This window comes from Amycolatopsis roodepoortensis (assembly GCF_014873915.1).
GTDB lineage: Bacteria > Actinomycetota > Actinomycetes > Mycobacteriales > Pseudonocardiaceae > Amycolatopsis > Amycolatopsis roodepoortensis.
Genome location: NZ_JADBEJ010000005.1, coordinates 2,095,206 through 2,110,042, shown reverse-complemented (window position 1 = coordinate 2,110,042; position 14,837 = coordinate 2,095,206). Strand labels below are relative to the sequence as shown.

General features: G+C 70.4%; 15 protein-coding genes. 10 read left to right on the top strand and 5 right to left on the bottom strand.

Annotated elements, in window-relative coordinates; genetic code table 11:
- Nucleotides 1–116: 116 nt before the first annotated feature.
- Nucleotides 117–533 (bottom strand): hypothetical protein, encoded by a 417-nt coding sequence (locus tag H4W30_RS29310; RefSeq protein ID WP_225949908.1) that lies wholly within the window; start codon nt 531–533, stop codon nt 117–119.
- 217 nt (nt 534–750) lie between these two features.
- Between H4W30_RS29310 and H4W30_RS29305 the strand changes: the two genes are divergently transcribed.
- The 5 genes from H4W30_RS29305 to H4W30_RS29285 all read left to right on the top strand — a co-directional run bounded on the left by H4W30_RS29305 (nt 751) and on the right by H4W30_RS29285 (nt 4,820).
- Complete coding sequence (locus tag H4W30_RS29305; protein WP_192745759.1) at nt 751–1,842, top strand: sensor histidine kinase; 1,092 nt, start codon at nt 751–753, stop codon at nt 1,840–1,842.
- A complete protein-coding gene (locus H4W30_RS29300) occupies nt 1,839–2,945 on the top strand; it encodes a hypothetical protein (protein WP_192745758.1) in 1,107 nt (368 codons plus the stop codon). The genes H4W30_RS29305 and H4W30_RS29300 overlap by 4 nt, the downstream gene beginning before the upstream one ends.
- Nucleotides 2,924–3,598: a response regulator gene (locus tag H4W30_RS29295; protein WP_192745757.1), complete on the top strand. Its 675-nt coding sequence runs from the start codon at nt 2,924–2,926 to the stop codon at nt 3,596–3,598. Before H4W30_RS29300 ends, H4W30_RS29295 begins: the two co-directional genes overlap by 22 nt.
- Nucleotides 3,599–3,729: 131 nt before the next feature.
- Complete coding sequence (locus H4W30_RS29290; RefSeq protein ID WP_192745756.1) at nt 3,730–4,416, top strand: flagellar basal body-associated FliL family protein; 687 nt, start codon at nt 3,730–3,732, stop codon at nt 4,414–4,416.
- Between the two features lie 86 nt (nt 4,417–4,502).
- A complete protein-coding gene (locus H4W30_RS29285) occupies nt 4,503–4,820 on the top strand; it encodes a hypothetical protein (RefSeq protein WP_192745755.1) in 318 nt (105 codons plus the stop codon).
- A 7-nt stretch (nt 4,821–4,827) separates the two neighbouring features.
- Here the strand turns inward: H4W30_RS29285 and H4W30_RS29280 are convergent, their stop codons facing one another.
- Genes H4W30_RS29280 through H4W30_RS29270 form a run of 3 tightly spaced genes read right to left on the bottom strand, consistent with a single transcriptional unit; the run spans nt 4,828 to nt 6,772 of the window.
- Nucleotides 4,828–5,748, bottom strand: a complete 921-nt coding sequence (locus H4W30_RS29280; RefSeq protein ID WP_318780686.1) for a phosphotransferase — start codon at nt 5,746–5,748, stop codon at nt 4,828–4,830.
- Nucleotides 5,732–6,139, bottom strand: a complete 408-nt coding sequence (locus H4W30_RS29275) for a hypothetical protein (protein ID WP_192745754.1) — start codon at nt 6,137–6,139, stop codon at nt 5,732–5,734. The genes H4W30_RS29280 and H4W30_RS29275 overlap by 17 nt, the downstream gene beginning before the upstream one ends.
- Nucleotides 6,140–6,172: 33 nt before the next feature.
- The gene (locus H4W30_RS29270; RefSeq protein ID WP_192745753.1) at nt 6,173–6,772 is read right to left on the bottom strand and encodes a helix-turn-helix domain-containing protein; all 600 of its coding nucleotides are present in this window, start codon (nt 6,770–6,772) and stop codon (nt 6,173–6,175) included.
- Nucleotides 6,773–6,923: 151 nt separating this feature from the next.
- Between H4W30_RS29270 and H4W30_RS29265 the strand changes: the two genes are divergently transcribed.
- Both H4W30_RS29265 and H4W30_RS29260 read left to right on the top strand, forming a co-directional pair.
- Nucleotides 6,924–7,799, top strand: coding sequence for an FG-GAP repeat domain-containing protein (locus H4W30_RS29265; RefSeq protein ID WP_192745752.1), 876 nt, complete (start codon nt 6,924–6,926; stop codon nt 7,797–7,799).
- Between the two features lie 185 nt (nt 7,800–7,984).
- Entirely contained in the window at nt 7,985–9,301 is a 1,317-nt protein-coding gene (locus H4W30_RS29260) for an outer membrane protein assembly factor BamB family protein (protein ID WP_192745751.1), read from the top strand.
- Here the strand turns inward: H4W30_RS29260 and H4W30_RS29255 are convergent.
- On the bottom strand, nt 9,291–11,987 hold the full coding sequence (locus H4W30_RS29255) for an AAA family ATPase (RefSeq protein WP_192745750.1): 2,697 nt from the start codon (nt 11,985–11,987) through the stop codon (nt 9,291–9,293). The two genes, H4W30_RS29260 and H4W30_RS29255, sit on opposite strands and share 11 nt — an antisense overlap.
- A gap of 76 nt (nt 11,988–12,063) precedes the next feature.
- Between H4W30_RS29255 and H4W30_RS29250 the strand changes: the two genes are divergently transcribed.
- From H4W30_RS29250 to H4W30_RS29240, 3 genes are read left to right on the top strand one after another with little or no spacing between them, the layout of a single operon-like run.
- The gene (locus H4W30_RS29250) at nt 12,064–13,428 is read left to right on the top strand and encodes an MFS transporter (protein ID WP_225949907.1); all 1,365 of its coding nucleotides are present in this window, start codon (nt 12,064–12,066) and stop codon (nt 13,426–13,428) included.
- Between the two features lie 26 nt (nt 13,429–13,454).
- Entirely contained in the window at nt 13,455–14,294 is an 840-nt protein-coding gene (locus tag H4W30_RS29245; RefSeq protein WP_192745749.1) for an SDR family oxidoreductase, read from the top strand.
- Nucleotides 14,291–14,731 carry a Dabb family protein gene (locus H4W30_RS29240; protein WP_192745748.1) on the top strand — a complete coding sequence of 147 codons (441 nt, stop codon included), beginning with the start codon at nt 14,291–14,293 and terminating at the stop codon, nt 14,729–14,731. The genes H4W30_RS29245 and H4W30_RS29240 overlap by 4 nt, the downstream gene beginning before the upstream one ends.
- Nucleotides 14,732–14,837 lie beyond the last annotated feature (106 nt).

The following is a 14,837-nucleotide window of genomic DNA, read 5'->3' as shown; positions in this document are numbered from 1 at the left end:
GCCAAGTGGTCTGGGCTTCTTCGCGTTCAGGGTACTTCAGGCGATCGCCCCGGGTCCCGGATACGGCGCCGCGGAGGCGCCGCACCCGGCCGGACGGGGTGGCGGTCAGATCCGGGTCATGGTGGAGGTGTAGCCGCCTCCGTCCGGTACACCCAATCTCCGGTGAGAGAAGGGCCCTCGGCGTCGAACGTGCCCGGGAAATAGGCGGGGCTGCCTTTCGCGCCGGCCCAGATGGTCAGGGTGTCGCCGATGAGTTCGTAGGTGTAGTCGAGGGTGTTCCCGGCCGAGTCGTAGAACCGGGAGACCACGTCCTTGCCCGGCGGCTCGCCGAAGGGGCCGAGGTTGCCGATGACCTCCATCCCGGTGATCGACTCGCCGGACTCGGCGAGATCGACGTGTTGCAGCAGGAAGCATCCGCCTGGCATCCATTCGTACCGCACGGTGCCTTCCGCTCCGCCGGTCACCTTCCAGGTGCCCACCAGCCGGTCGAGCGCCCGCAGTTCGGGGCTGGGCTCGATGGTCGTTTCGGCCATGGTGTCCTCCTTCTGAACGTGATCTCGACGATCTCGGGGCCGGGGGGGGGGGGGGGGGGGGGGGGGGGGAGATCGCCGATCCGTGGCGCGGTGGCGGTGGAAATTCACCGAGGAGGAGTCATGGCCCGGTCCTCCGGAATCGGCACAACCCGACGTCGGCGGCCGGTATCGTCACCCACGCGAGGTATGCCGGATTCGACGGTGGGCGAGGTAGCGGGTGGCGGGGGAGGCCAGGCGGCTGCTGACCGGCTTCGGACGCCGGTACGCCGTCGCCGTGCGGGTCGCGACCTTGCCGCCCATAGCGGCGATCGGCCTGCTCAGAAGCTCACCCGACGAGTTCGCGGCCACGGCCGTGGTGGTCGCCGTCGCCGTGGTCTGGACCTGTGCGCAGGGATGGTGGCCGCGGCGGGCCCCGGTCGCCGTGGACGTGGTGGTGCTGCTGGGCTTGTGTCTCACCGTCTTCTGGACCGACGCCGAGGCGGATGGCAACACGGGCTGGCTCCGGCTCCTGGTCGTCTTCGCGTGCGTGACCTGGCAATGGCACACCCCGCCGCTGACCGGCGGCCTCGCGGCGCTGATCGCCGGTGGCGGGATGCTCGTCGTCTTCGACGCCGCCGGGCTCCGCCTGACCGCGTCGCAGCTCTGGGTGCCGGCGATGGCGGCGATGTCCAGGGTGGCCTGGGTGCTCGTCACCCGCGCCGCCGAACGTGCCGATCGCACGGCGGCCGAGGCCGAGCAGGTGCGCCGGGAGGCCGCTGTGGCGGCGGCGGTCCGCGCCGGCGAACGGGAGCTCGCGAACTCGTTGCACGACACCGCGGCCACCACCCTGTTGATGGTCGGTCTCGGGCAGGTGCCCCCGGACGCGGATTGGCTGGCCCCGCAGGCACGCCGCGACCTGGCCCGGCTGCGGTCCCTCGACGACGGGCGAACCTCGCCGGAGGCCGACCTCGTCGAGTTGCTCCGCGCGGACCTCGACAACGGCCACCTGACCGTCGAGCTCGACGTACCGCCGCGGCTTTCGTTGCCGTCCGAGGTGGCGGGTGCGATCGCCGGAGCCGTCCGGGAGGCGCTCAACAACGTGCGCCGCCATGCCGGGACGGACCGTGCGGGAGTCCGGTTGAGCGGCGACGCGCAGGCGCTCTCGGTCGAGATTTCCGACGAGGGAAAGGGATTCGCCGCCGACCAGGCGACGGCGCGACGCGGGCTGCGGGAGTCGGTGCACGGCCGGATGAACCGGGTCGGTGGCACGGCGACGATCACCTCCGCCGAAGGGGCGGGCACGGTGGTCCGGCTGAAGTGGCCGGCATGAACGGCGGCGAAGCGACCCACGACCAGCTGAGGCGCGGGCTGCGGATCGCCGTGCTGCTCGTCGCGATCCTGACCGTCGACGTGCTCGGGACGAGCAATCTGGTGCGGGGCCTGAAATCCCACGACCTGCCCGCCGCCCAGTTCGCCGCACTGGCCGCGCTGAGCGCGGTCCTGGCCGTGGAAGCGGTGCTGGTCGTACGGCGGCGGCCGTGGGGCCCGGCGCGGTGGCCCGCCGTCGCCCTCGTGCTGGCCGCGTCCGCGCTGGCGTACCTGACGTTGCCGGACGGCAAGACGGCGACCACGGTGGACTGGTTGTTCGGCGCGGCCAACTGGGCGGGCATCGTCGTCCTGCTCGACCGTCCTTTGCGGACGATGCTGGCCTTCCTGCTGGCGCACGAGTCGCTCGCCTTGGCGAACCTGCTGCTGTTCCACGACGTGAGCCGGGGCGTGCTGGCCAGGTTCGTGACCGGTTCGGTGACGGTGATCGGCCTTCCGCTGTGCGTCGCCGTGGTCGCGGCCGTGCTGGGCCGCATCGGCGCGCGGGCGGCCGAGGCCACCCGGGAACTGGAACGATTGCGCACCGCGGAGGCCGTCGCGGCCGGCGCGCACAGCCGCCGCAAGCAGCGGCTCACCGAACTCGGCGACACGGCCGTGCCGTTGCTGACGGGGCTGGCGGACGGTTCGCTCGCACCATCGGATCCCTTGGTACAGCGGGAATGTGCGATCGAAGCGGCCCGGATGCGGCGGCTGTTCGCCGAAACCGACGCGGTGGAGAACCCGCTGCTGCACGAGCTGAGGCATTGCGCGGACATCGCCGACCGCAAAGGCGTCGAGGTCGATCTGGACGTGCGCGGCCAGTGGCCCGTGCCGCCCGTGGCCGTCCGGCGCGACCTCACCGACGCCGCGCTCACCGCGCTGGCGACGGCCGGATCCTGGGCGCGGGTCACCGTGGTCGGCAGCCCCGGGCTGGTGTCGGTCAACGTGGTCGCGGACTGCGCCGAACCGATCGCGTCGACGCCGGGCACACCGGACGTACGGATCGAGATCTTCGACGGAGACGGAACAGTCTGGATGGAGGCCCAATGGCAGCCGGCGGAGAGCTGATCACGGCGGTGATCGTGGACGACCACGCCGCGATCGCGGCGGGTGTGCGGTACTGGTGTGAGCAGGCGGATCCGCCGATCGGTCTCATCGACGCCGGAGATCGCCTCGGCGACGTGTGGGCCGGCCCCGGCGCGGACGCCGACGTGGTGATCTTCGATCTCGAACTGGTGCCGCGCAAACCGGACTTCGGCGAACTGCGCCGCCTGGTCGAGAGCGGACGCCGCGTGGTCGTGTACTCCCAGCACGCGGACAACGCCACCGCGATCAAGTGCATCGATCTCGGTGCGCTCGCGTATCTGACCAAACGGGAGGGGCCGGGACATCTCGTACCCGCGATCAGGGCCGTCGCCGCCGGGCAGGCGTACACGGCGCCGTCGCTGTCCGGTGCGCTCGCCGCGGACGACTCCCCGGGCAGGCCACGTTTGTCCCCTCGGGAGATCGAGGTGCTGCGGGCATGGTTCGCCGCCTCCTCCAAGGAACTCGTCGCCGCGAAACTCCACATCACCGTCAAGACCGTCGACACGCATATCGCCCGGGTGCGCGTGAAGTACTCGAACGTCGGGCGCGAAGCCCGCACCAAGAGCCAGCTCGTCACCCGGGCGCTCCACGACGGTGTCATCACGCTAGCCGAGCTGAACGAGGCTTCGATGTAGGGCGTTCACCGGACATCCCGGCGGCCGCGATCGGTCTAGCGTCACCGGAGCAGGGGGCGTCGCGGGCATTCGGTGTCGAGGGGACCGGATGCCCGCGGCACCGCGCCGAGGAAGACGCCCGAGGGAGTTCGATGAGCCAGCCCGGTCCGCCAGGGGCCTATCCCGTGCCGCAACCGGGGTGGCAGTACTACCGGCAGCCGCCTCGCAAGAAGAAGACCGGGCTGCTGATCGTGCTGCTGGCACTGGGCACGGTCATGGTGCTGGGGCTGGCTTTCGGCGGATACTGGTTCTTCGTCCGGGAGGGCGGCTCCGACGCGCCACCGCCGGTGGACGCCTCACAGGACGTGGCGAAGGCGCCGATCGGTTGTGCCGTCTTCGACAAGAGCGAGGTGGCCCGCTACATCCCCGGCCGGACGGATTTCGAGGCGGGGTCGGCCAACTCGACCTCGGACTCCTTGGAACAGGGGCAGTGCGCCTGGAACAACACCGACACCTTCATCAAGGACAAGGTCCGGGCGGCGCACGTGATCGTCACCAGCTACGTCTACCGTGCCACGCGCACGAAGTCCGGGGTGGACGCCGCGACGGAACACCTGAAACGCCGGGTGCGGAACGGGGTCGCGGTGAACGTGAAGGACGCGGACGAGGCCTTGCTCGTCGAGCAAGGGAAACGCGGCCACTCGGTGGCGGTCACCGCCCGGTACCGCAACGTCGTGTACCACGTCGACTACACCAACCAGACCGACGGCGCGCCGGTCAAGGACGGGGCGACCGCGCTGGCCACCGCCGCCATCGGCAAAGTGGCGCCGAAGCACTGAGCTCGTGTGGTGCGTTCGACCGGCAGTGCGCGGACGCGTCCGCGGATATCTTGTGGCCGATACCCCGGCACATCCTGAGGAGCACCATGACGACCACCCGGCGCGCTTTCGCGGTTCTGGCCACCGCGGGCCTGGTCATCTCGGTCCTCGGCGCGGGCTCCGCCTCCGCCGCGACCAAGGGCAAGATCTACATCTACAACACCTGCGGCAGCGCGGTCTCCACCACGATCCACCGCACCGACGGCTCGATGATCGCGGGCACCGGCGCGGCCCCGGCGGGCAGCTACTTCGGCTACCCGGTCTACCCCGGCGCCTACCAGGTCCGCGTGCCTGCCGGTAACCGGAACGTGCGGGTCCTCGACTTCCCGGGCAAGGTGCACTCGGTCGTCGTCAAGGCCTGCTGACCTCATCTCAGGCGTTCGCGCGGCGCAGGCGTTCGGCCACCTGCGCGCGGACGAGATCGTGCGAACCCTGGGAAGTGCCGTGCAGCGTTTCCCAGCGGACGTCGTGCAGCGCCGGCCACAGGCTCGCCGCCCACGCGACCTCGTGCTCCTCCGTGGTGAACCGGCGGCCCCGGATCTCCTGATAGGTGGCCAAGAACGCCTCGGAGCTTTCGATCGGCGGCAGCAAGGCGGGCCCGGTCTTGGGAAAGACCGCGCTCGCCGCTCCCGCCAGTGCCGCCTCCGGCTGCCACGCCAGGCTGTCCCAGTCGTGCACGGCCAAGATCCGGCCGTCGTGCCAGCGGAGGTTCTGCGCTTCGAAGTCAGCGTGACCGAGTACGCGGGGCAGGTGCGCGGCGAGCAGCCGTTCGCGGAGCCGCCCGGCCGTCTCGACGACGTACGCGGGCACGGCGTGCTGATCCCGCCGGTCGAGGTCCTCGATGGACGGCCACAACCCGGGATCCGTGTGGTCCCAACGGATCCAGCGGGGATTCGGCAGCGGCGGCGGGACGGTCACGCCGGCCAGCGCGGCCATCAGCCGCGCGAACACCGCCGCGTAACGCGCGGCGACGTCCGGTGAGTCGCCGCGCAGCAGCTCACCGCCGGGCCTGGACTCCTCGGCGTGCACGGCCAGCGCCCCCACGCTCGTCACGGGCGTGATCGGCCGGGCGCACGGAAATCCCTGGCCTGCCAGCAGGGCCTGCGCGGCGACACACGACGCGGCGCGGCCGTCGTCTTCCCGCGCCTTCACCACGACGTCGCGCCCGGTGGCCAGCCGCAGCCCGAACACCGCCGATATCGACCGCGCCTCGAACAGCACGGCGACCGGCTCGGCTCCCAGGTGTTCCACGCACCAGGTCGGCAGCCAGTCCGGCCTACGGACGACGTTCACGGTCGTACTCGTCGAAGGCCTCCGCCGCGTCGCCGTCCAAGATCATCGACAGCGCGTAGGAAATGGTCCAGATCCACTCTTCGAGGCGAGCCGCGTCCTCGTCGCCGATCAGGCCGTTGCCGCGGAGCATGCCGTCGGGCGCGACGCCCCAGGCCCGCGCGAAGTGACAGATTCCGACCACGGCGGAAACGACTTCACGCGGCACCGAGTCGGCCTGCAGCTGTTCGGTGAGAGCCCGCAGCGCGGCCATCACCTCATGGTAGTTCTCTTCGCGTAAGCCACTGAAGGGTCGCAAAGACCCGAGAAACCCCTTCTGCCACCTCGGATCGTCCACATCGGGGTGCGCGCCGGAGTGGAACAGGAGGGCTTCGCGGGCTTCGGCCGGGGTCACGAGAGGACCGTAGCGCGAGATCTCGCACGTCGCTCAGCCCGCCAGCGCCGCGCCGAGGGTGCGGGCGGCGCGGGCGACGGTGTCGGACATCGTGACGGGGGTCCGGGGCACCGTGAGCACGGTCGCGAGCGAACCGATCGTCCGGCCGGTCGGCAGCCGGACGGCCGCTTCGACGGCGACGAGTTCGTGTTCGGCCTGCCAGGTGGGGCAGAACCGGCCGGTGCGCTGGGGCACGGTCGATCCGGGCCGGAGCAGGTCGCCGTCTTCGGGCCGGGTGAGGCTGGCGGCGGCGATCAGGATGCGGCCGTCGCAGGGGACGGCGAGTACCGAACTGGCCCGGGTGGCCGCGGCCAGGCGCCGGAGTTCGCCGCGCGCGAGTTCCAGCAGCCGCGGATACGGCTGCCACGATTGGCCGAGCCGGAATGCCTGCGCACCGACGCGATAGCGGTTTTCGCTGCGCTGGACAACCTCCAGTGCGGTCAATTGCTCGAGTAATCGATATGCCGTCGATTTCGGTATCGAACAGGAATTGGCCAGCTGGGTCAATCCTGCTTCACCTTGATGTCGTACCAAGGCATCCAATAGGGTGAAGGCGCCTTCGAGGACGCTTCTGGGTCTTCTCTTGGTCTCCATTGAAATCCCCTCGCGCGGTCCGTTGGACGGAATCCTTGCTGACAAGGCGACGCCGCCGGTGTCAGGCTGGAACTGCCCCGGTCCGTATCTTCGGTCAAAAAGCGCGGGCTGGGAAGAGTGCGTCCACCGAACGGAAAGAGGTTCCGGCAAAATGCGAAGATCCATTCGGCTGGGTACGGCGTTGGCGGGTCTGCTCGCGGGCCTGCTGGCGATACCGACGGCCGCGAGCGCGGACGAAATCGGTATCGCCGCCTCGCCGCCGTCTCAGAAGACAGCCGCGGATTTCGACGGCGACGGATTCGCCGACAAGGCGGTTTGGCGTCCTGGCAACGGTTTCTGGTACGTGATCCGCAGCGGCAACGGCAGTGTCGTGACCCAGCAGTGGGGTGTCTCCGGCGACGTGCCGGTGGCCGCGGACTACGACGGCGATCGTCGAGCCGACTTCGCCGTGTGGCGGCCGGGCAACGGTGTTTGGTACATCATCCAGAGCAGCACCGGCGCGGTGGTGACCCAGCAGTGGGGCGTGTCCGGCGACGTTCCGCTGACCGGCGATTTCAACGGTGACGGCCGTTCCGATTTCGCGGTGTGGCGGCCGAGTAATGGCACGTGGTACGTGCTCGGTATCGCCACGGTGCAATGGGGTGTCGCCGGTGACGTTCCGGTCGCCGGTGATTTCAACGCCGACGGGCGCGCCGACTTCACGGTTTGGCGGCCGAGCGACGGCGTCTGGTACGTGCGGGGAATCGCGACGCAGCAATGGGGTGTCTCGGGCGATATTCCGGTCGCCGGTGATTTCAATGCCGACGGGCGTGCCGATTTCGCCGTCTGGCGGCCGGGCAACGGTGTCTGGTACGTGCTCGGGATCGCGACCCAGCAATGGGGTGTGGCCGGTGACGTGCCCATGGCGGGCAATTTCGGCGGTGACCCGCGAGCGGACTTCGTGGTGTGGCGGCCGTCGAACGGGACCTGGTACGGCCTCGGCCTGTTCACCACCCAGTGGGGGACGGCGGGTGACATCCCGGTCTGAGTCGTGAACGGGACCTCCGTCTTCCGCACACGGAAGACGGAGGTCTCCGGATGTGGATCAACATCAGCCCCTTGACCAGCCAGTAGTGACACTTTGGGTGAAAGTGCCACACGGCGGGTGCGAGTTCGGCTAACGTCCTGCCGTGGCTCCGACCGGAGCGGAGAACGAGCAGGGAAGGTGCGCAAATGCGGCGATTTCTGGTCTTCGTGGCCTGCCTGGGGGCCGCGCTCACGGCGTCGGGCTGCGGAACCGACGACCCGGCCCCGGCCCCGGTACCGAGCGGCTCGGCGGCCGCCGGGCAGCCACCCACGTCCGCGACACCGGAGGCGAAAACCGCCGACCCGCCCCGGTCGTTCGACAAGAGCGCGCCCGTCGCGCTTCCACCGGGCGCGTTGCGTTCCAATGTCGCGGGCCACGTCACCTCGCTGTTCATGACGCTGCGCGATCGCACCGGCTACATCGTCACGCCCACCGCGTTGAACGTGGTGGATGTGCTGACGGGGCAACAGAAATGGACCGTCCCGTTCGAGCGCACGCCCGGTGACCCGTACAACCAGAGCGGGCCGTTCGTCAACACCACCGGGCCACGGCCGCCCGCGGTCGGCGACAAGCTCGTCGTGGCCGCGGTCCCGGTCGTCATCCCGGAAAAGGGCACCACGCCCGGCTACGTCGCACTGTCGGTGATCGCGGCGGATCGGGAGAAGGGCACCAAGGTCTGGCAGTCCGAGACCAAGGTCTCCGACGACCAGTACGCCGACGCGAGCAACGCCGTCACCGAGGTCGTCGCCGTCACGGACAAAGCCGTCATCGCCCGCTACGGCCGCTCGGACGACCACGTCACGGTCGCACTCGACCCCGCGAGCGGGAAAACCCTGTGGGAGCGCAAGGATTACGAAGCGGGCAGCGTGCACGGCGACGTCGTCGTCGGCGCCGACTTCAACGTCGCCGAGAACTCCTCGATGGTCCAGGCGACCGCGCTCGACCTGGCCACCGGCGGGCAGAAATGGACCGGCGCCGCGCGATCGTCCGCGGTCGTCCTGGTCCGCGCCGATCCGGCCCTGGTCGTGCTCACCAGGACCGACTACGGCAGCGGTGATTCGTCACTCCTGTTCCTCGACCCGGCCACCGGCGCGGAAAAGCGCAAGGTCGACGGCGAGGACCAGTTCGGCCCCAGCTCGTACGGAACCTGCCGCCACGACGAACGATCGGTGCTCGTCTGCGACGCGGGCGGCGTGCTCACCGGCTACGACGCCGCGACCGCGGCCCCGCTCTGGACCCTGCCGGACAAGGCGGCCAACCGGGTGGCTCCCAGCGTCACGCTCGCCTGGCACGGCGCCGTCTACGGCAAGACCGGCGGCGGTCAGCCGATCGTGCTGGACGCCAGGACGGGCAAGGATCTGGCCACCGACGACGTCGGGCTCGTCCCGGCGCTCGTGAGCGAGTACGCCGGCATCGCCGCGGGCGAGAACGGCGAGTCACTGGCGTATCCGGTCAAGAGCTGAGCTCCGCGTCGCGGAGATCGGGCATGTCCTTCAGCTGCCTGCGCGAGGTGATGCCGAGCTTGCGGAAGATGTTGCGAAGGTGGGCGTCCACCGTGCGGGGGCTGAGAAACAGGCGGGTGGCCACCTCCTTCGACGTGGCGCCCGCCGCGACCTGCCGCGCGATATGCGTCTCCTGCATGGTCAGGTGATCGTAGGAAGGCCCGGAACGGCTTCGGGCGACCTCCCCGGTCGCCCGCAGTTCGTCGGCGGCCCGCCGCGTGAACGCCTCCAGCCCGATCTTCGCCAGCTGTTCGTGCGCGGTGCGAAGTTGCTCACGCGCTTCACGACGGCGTCCCTCTCGGCGCAACCACTCGCCGTAGCGCAGCCGCGCTCGCGCGAGGTGCACCGAGAGCGGGCCGTCCGCCAGATACCGGAGCGCTTCCAGATGGTCGGATTCCGCGTCGCTGACCATGGCCCGCACGCTCGCCGTGATCCCGAGGGCGAAGGTGGTGCCCGCGGGTTCCGTGCGGGCGGTCAAGGAATCCAGCGCGGACCGGGCGACGGAGTCCTTCCCGCAGCGCACCGCAGCCTCCACGAGCTCGGGCAGCGCGATGCCGGTGAGGAAGAGGTCGCCGCTCGCCACGGCCCGGGTCGCCGCGTCCAGCGCGGCCGGATACTCGGCGAGCCCGTTGTACAGCACGGCCGTCGCCCAGTGCGCGTTCGCGGTCAGCTGCCCGCTGCCGCGGGTCGTCGCTTCGGCGAAGAGATCGAGCACCTCCCGGCGGCGGCCGCGCATCGCCGCCAGATGCACGCGCGGGTAGAGCTGCGGCGGATCGCCGACGGCGTCCGCGATCGCCTCCTCTTCGCCGATCGCGGCCATCGCCCGTCCGAAGTTCCCGGTGAGCACCGCGTGCAACGCCACCTGGGACAGGCCGAGCCGGATGGTCATCGGCGATCCCGTGTCCCGCCCGGTCCGCACCAGCCAGTCGACGATCGTCGCGTGCAGGTCGATGTCCCACAGCTCACCCGCGAGCACGGTGGCCAAGGCCGGTGTCTTGGTCCAGCCCGCGTCGTCGCCGGTGAGAACCCGGCGAAGCGCCGGCACCCCGGCATGGTGTCCTTCCGTGGTCAACCGCACCAGCGCGTCGAGGAGATCCGGCGGCCCCGACGGCGGCGGCGCCGAGCGGGCCGCGTCGAGAACCCGGTCCAGCACTCCCGCGGCCCGGCCGACCACGAGCCCCATTTCCAGTGCCGCGACGAAGAACTCGCGTGACCGCTCCGGATCGGCGGCGGCGAGCCGTTCCGCCGCCCGCAGGATGAGGTCCGGCCCGCGGACGGCCCCCTCCGCGCCTTGGACGAAGGCGATCCGCCCGCGCAGCAGGTCGACCGAGGCGTGCTGGGGGACGTCCAAGGTCGCGGTGTCGACGCTGGCCAGCAGATCCGCCGCCGCGTCCGTCGCGCCCGCCTCCAGCGTGGTCCGCGCGGCCGCGAGGGTGCGCTCGGTCTGCTTGGCGGGGTCGAGGGAAAGCGCCGCCGCACGTTCGAGGAACGCGGCCGCGGCCGCCACCCCTCCGCGTGCCTGCGCCCGCGACGCCGACAATTCCAGCTCCGCCGCGACCTGTTCGTCCGGCCCGGTGGTGGCCTGGGCCCGATGCCAGGCCCGCCGGTCTCCGGCGGTTTCCGCGTCGGTGACTTCGGCCAGCGCTCGATGGGCCGTATGGCGCTGCTTCGGTTCGGCCGCCCGATACGCCGCGGACCGCGCCAGCGGATGACAGAAACGCGCCCGTGTGCCGAACCGGATCAGTCCGGACGCTTCGGCCGCGGCGCTCGCGGCGGGCACGTCGATGTCCAGCCGCCCCGCCGCCGCCCACAGCAGAACGGGATCGCCGGTGGGATCGGCACTCGCGAGGATCAGCAGCCGCCGCGCGTCCACCGGCAGTTCCGCCATCCTGTCCCGGAAACTGCGCTCGATCCGGCTCGCGATCGGAGACGGCGCCGGCGGCGCGAAACCACCCGCCTTCGGCAGTTCGATGAGCGCGAGCGGGTTGCCGCGGGCCTCGGCGAGCAGGCGGTCACGCACGCGCTCGTCCAGCGTCACGGTCTTTTCTTCGGCCAGCAAGGCACGCGCGTCCGTATCGCTCAACCCGCCGACCGTCAGCCCCGGCAACTCGTCCAGCCCGCGCACCGGCTCCTGGTCGCGGGCGGCGAACACCATCGCGATCGGTTCGGCCGCGATCCGCCTCGCCAGGAAGGTCAGCGCCCTCGCCGACGCCGTGTCCAGCCAGTGCGCGTCGTCGACCACGCACAGCATCGGACGCGTCCCCGCGGCGGTCGCCAGCAGTTCGAGCGCGGCGAGACCGACGCGGAACGGGTCCGGCGTGCCGTCGGCCAGCCCGAAGGCGACGAGAAGGGATTCGCGGTAGGGGGCGGATAGTTCGTCGAGATGCGCCAGTGCCGGGACACACAACTGATGCAGGGCCGCGAACGGCAGTTCACCCTCGAATTCCGACCCGGACGCGCGGATGACCTGGAACTCCGCCGCCGTCGCTCGTTCGACGTGGTCCAGGAGCGCGCTCTTGCCGATACCCGGCTCGCCGCGGAGCACGAGCACCCCGCCCTCGCCCCGGCTCGCCGCCCGGACCAGGGCGAGGAGGCGATCGATCTCGTCTCGTCTGCCGACGAGCGAACGGTGAGACGTCGTGGGCATGGTCTGAACCCTAGCGAGGCGAAGTAGGTGATTGTCGCCGACGCGAGCGGACCGGTGCCCGCGCGATCGTGGCGGCATGACAGTACGAGCGACGAAACGGATCTCGCGCGGGGTGGCGATGCTCGGCCTCGCGAGCGCCATGTTCCTGGTCATCCTCGACGCCACGATGGTGAACCTCGCCGGGTCCACGATCCGGCAGGGCCTCGCGCTCACCGCCGCCGAACTCACGGTGGTCGTGGACAGCTACCTGGTGACGTTCGCGGGTCTGCTGCTGCTCGGCGGCCGGCTCGCCGACGTGCTCGGGGCCAGGAAGGTGTTCCTCACCGGAATGGCCGTCTACCTCGCGGCGTCGGCCTTCTGCGCGCTGGCCACCACCGGCGGGCTGCTGATCGCCGGGCGGATCGGCCAGGGGATCGGGGCGGCGGTCCTGATGCCCGCCGCGCTCTCGCTCGTACTCGGCCTCTACTCGTCGCCCGCGGAACGCACCCGCGCGATGGGGATCTGGGGCGCGGTCGCCGGAGCGGGCAGTCTCGTCGGCGTCTTCCTCGGCGGCACGCTGACCGAACTGCTCGGCTGGCAGGCGGTGTTCGTGACCCCGGTGCCGTTCGGTGCCGTCGGGGCGATCGTCGTGTGGCGCGCCGTGCCGCCGGTGCCCGGCAGGCCGGGCCGGTTCGACGCGCTGGGCGCCGTCACGATCACCGTCGGGATCTCCGGGCTCGCGCTGGGCATGGTCTCCGCCTCCGACGCCGGGTGGACCGCGCCCGGCACGATCGCCGGTCTCGTGGCCGGTCTCGTTTCGCTGGTGGCGTTCGTGTTCGTCGAACGGCGTTCTTCGCGTCCGCTGGTGCCGCTGGGTGTGTTCCGCCGGAAGCCGGTGGTCACCGCGAACGTGGTGATGGTGCTGATCGGCGGAACCCTGACCAGCCTGTTCTTCTTCCTGCCGCAGTACCAGCAGGACGTGCTCGGGATGAGCCCGCTGGCGACCGGAATGGCTCAGCTCCCGCTCGCCGTCATGATCATCGTGGGCAGTGTGCTCGCGCCCATCCTGGCGAAACGGATCGGGCTCGGCCGGGCGCTGCCGACCGCCCTCGTCGTGCTGCTCGCGGGATTCCTTTGGCTGGCAGGGGATCCCACGACCAGCGGCTTCTCCGTCAGCCTGCTGGGCGCTTTCCTGCTGATCGGCACCGGGCTCGGGCTCGGTGCCGTCAACGCCACCGCGATGGCGGTGCGCGACAGCGCGGACGGTGAATCGGGCCTGCTCAGCGGACTCGTGAACGCCGCGCAGCAACTGGGCGGCGCGGTCGGGCTCGCCGCGCTCGCCGGTATCGCCATCGGCGCCGCAGGGACGCACGGGGACATCTCGTTCACGACCGCGTTCCTCGGTGAAGCCGTGCTCGTCGTCATCGCCCTCGCGGTGTCGCTCTTCTCCACCCGTCGTTGACCTCTGTCGAGAAAGGACATTCCACAATGGACACCATCCTGGTGACCGGCGCGACCGGAACCCTCGGATCCGCCCTGATTCCCGCCCTGCTGACCCGCGGGGTCGCCGTCCGCGCGATGACCCGGGACCCCGGGCGGATCATCCCCGGCGCCGAAACCGTCGTCGCCGATCTGCGTGATCCCGACGCGGTCGGCGCGGCACTGAAAGGCGTCGACGCGGTCTTCCTCAACAGTCCTTCCGCATCCGACGCCGCCTCGCTCCAGATCGGGTTCGCCGACCTCGCCCGGGACGCCGGGGTGAACCGGCTCGTGCTGCTCTCGCAGTACGCGGCGCGCGGCGACTCGCCGGTGCGGTTCCTGCGCTGGCACGCCGAAGTCGAGGCGCACGTCCGATCGCTCGGGATCGAGTACACCGTGCTGCGTCCCAACCTGTATTTGCAGGCACTGCTCGCGTTCTCCGGCACCATCGAACAGGGTTTCCTCGCCGCCCCGATCGGCGACGCCGCTGTCAGTGCCATCGACACCAGGGACATCGCGGACGCCGCCGCGGCCGTGCTGACCGGAACGGGGCACGCCGGCCGGACCTACACGCTGACCGGACCGCGTGCGGTGACCCACGCCCAGATCGCCCAGGCTCTTTCGGAAGCCATGGGGCGGACCGTCACCTTCCACGACACCTCCGCCGATCAATTCGCCGCGGCACTGGCCGGTTTGCTTCCGCCGTGGCAGATCGACGGCCTCATCGAGGACTACGCGCACTACGCCAGGGGAGAAGCCGCCGAAGTGCACATGGCCGTCGCCGAGCTGACCGGGAAACCCGCGCGCGACGTCACCGAATTCGCCCGCGACCACTTTTCCGCGCAGTGATCTATCACTGCATTCGGTTCACGCTCAAGGTCGGCGTTTCCGAAGAGGACAAAGCGGCTGGGCTCGCGCGGATGGGTGACCATATCAACGCCATTCCCGTCATCAAAGCACGCGTCGTCGGCCCCGACTTCGGTGGGGAATTCGATTACGGCGCCGTCACCGTGCTCGAAGACATCGAGGCTTACGAGGAGTACATGAATCACCCGGCGCATCTCGAAATGGACCGTATCGGGTTGCCGCTGATCGACAGGTTCGTGTCCTACGACGTCACCGACGACCCGGATCCGGAGATCGGCGCGAAGATCGCCGACGTGCACCGGCGGCGGTTCGAGAACGTGCCCGATGTGGCCGGACTGGTCGCCGATCTCAGGGAGTACAGCGGTAGCGCCGCGCCTGGCAGGCATGGGCCGTCGACCGGTGGGCCCTTTCGCATTTAGTCGGCTAATTGCTCCAGGGTTGCCGAGGGTGAATCGGTGCTGGTGGCCGGTTCACCCTTCGGTGTTATTCTTGCGTTTCGCTTGTCGCTTAAAATTACGAACGTCT

What these genes read in the sequence shown, in the direction of transcription:
- H4W30_RS29310 (WP_225949908.1), bottom strand. Translation starts at nt 533, where the DNA reads ATGGCCGAAACGACCATCGAGCCCAGCCCCGAACTGCGGGCGCTCGAC.
- H4W30_RS29300 (WP_192745758.1), top strand. Translation starts at nt 1,839, where the DNA reads ATGAACGGCGGCGAAGCGACCCACGACCAGCTGAGGCGCGGGCTGCGG.
- H4W30_RS29295 (WP_192745757.1), top strand. Translation starts at nt 2,924, where the DNA reads ATGGCAGCCGGCGGAGAGCTGATCACGGCGGTGATCGTGGACGACCAC.
- H4W30_RS29290 (WP_192745756.1), top strand. Translation starts at nt 3,730, where the DNA reads ATGAGCCAGCCCGGTCCGCCAGGGGCCTATCCCGTGCCGCAACCGGGG.
- H4W30_RS29285 (WP_192745755.1), top strand. Translation starts at nt 4,503, where the DNA reads ATGACGACCACCCGGCGCGCTTTCGCGGTTCTGGCCACCGCGGGCCTG.
- H4W30_RS29270 (WP_192745753.1), bottom strand. Translation starts at nt 6,772, where the DNA reads ATGGAGACCAAGAGAAGACCCAGAAGCGTCCTCGAAGGCGCCTTCACC.
- H4W30_RS29265 (WP_192745752.1), top strand. Translation starts at nt 6,924, where the DNA reads ATGCGAAGATCCATTCGGCTGGGTACGGCGTTGGCGGGTCTGCTCGCG.
- H4W30_RS29260 (WP_192745751.1), top strand. Translation starts at nt 7,985, where the DNA reads ATGCGGCGATTTCTGGTCTTCGTGGCCTGCCTGGGGGCCGCGCTCACG.
- H4W30_RS29255 (WP_192745750.1), bottom strand. Translation starts at nt 11,987, where the DNA reads ATGCCCACGACGTCTCACCGTTCGCTCGTCGGCAGACGAGACGAGATC.
- H4W30_RS29250 (WP_225949907.1), top strand. Translation starts at nt 12,064, where the DNA reads ATGACAGTACGAGCGACGAAACGGATCTCGCGCGGGGTGGCGATGCTC.
- H4W30_RS29245 (WP_192745749.1), top strand. Translation starts at nt 13,455, where the DNA reads ATGGACACCATCCTGGTGACCGGCGCGACCGGAACCCTCGGATCCGCC.